Here is a 506-nt window from a genome sequence, read left to right on the forward strand (position 1 = left end):
AGGCGCGCCTCCAGCGTATCCGTACGCGCCAGGCGCAGGCCGCGATTCTCGCGACCACCGACGGCGCCGGCACCGAGACCGACACCTTCAGCCTGAGCGTGACCGACGGCACCGGCAGCTCGACCCCGGCCAGCCTGGTCATCGAAATCATCGATGACCACGCTCAGTTGCAGGCTGACGTCCGGATGCTGGCGACGAAACGCGTGAATACCTTGCTCAGCGTCTTGAGGGGGCGGGCAGTGGCCTGGAATGCCTGAGCGAGGAGCACCGCCAGCGTGTTCATCGGCTACGACACCCCGCTGGCGGCGTTGATGTAGCCGCTGTCGAATTCGTTGTCGTTGTTCCAGGCGCGGCCGCGTTCCAGCGAGCCGCCAAGGTACAGCGCACCCGCGTAGAACCCAGCCTGGAAGCTGCCTTCGTCGATTTCGGCGCCGAGCGCCACGGCTTCCTCCCGCTCAAGGAAATTTCCCGCGAGTACTTCTCCAAGGCCCCTGAAGGCCGCGTCA

The 506-nt window shown here is 66.0% G+C and carries 1 protein-coding gene and 2 pseudogenes; 2 read left to right on the plus strand and 1 reads right to left on the minus strand.

The features are described 5' to 3' along the window. A partial coding sequence (locus U8L64_RS19315; RefSeq protein ID WP_333398652.1) for a hypothetical protein occupies positions 1-257 on the plus strand: 257 nt, incomplete at its 5' end. A gap of 41 nt (positions 258-298) precedes the next feature. On the opposite strand, the pseudogene U8L64_RS20440 reads toward U8L64_RS19315, so the two are convergent. Then, a pseudogene (locus tag U8L64_RS20440) lies at positions 299-382 on the minus strand (hypothetical protein); the annotation flags it as partial. Here U8L64_RS20440 and U8L64_RS19320 point away from each other — a divergent pair. Further along, positions 383-506, plus strand: a pseudogene (locus tag U8L64_RS19320) (hypothetical protein); the annotation flags it as partial.

This window comes from Pseudomonas sp. FIP_A4 (assembly GCF_036701605.1).
In the GTDB taxonomy this organism is placed as follows: Bacteria; Pseudomonadota; Gammaproteobacteria; order Pseudomonadales; family Pseudomonadaceae; genus Stutzerimonas; species Stutzerimonas phenolilytica.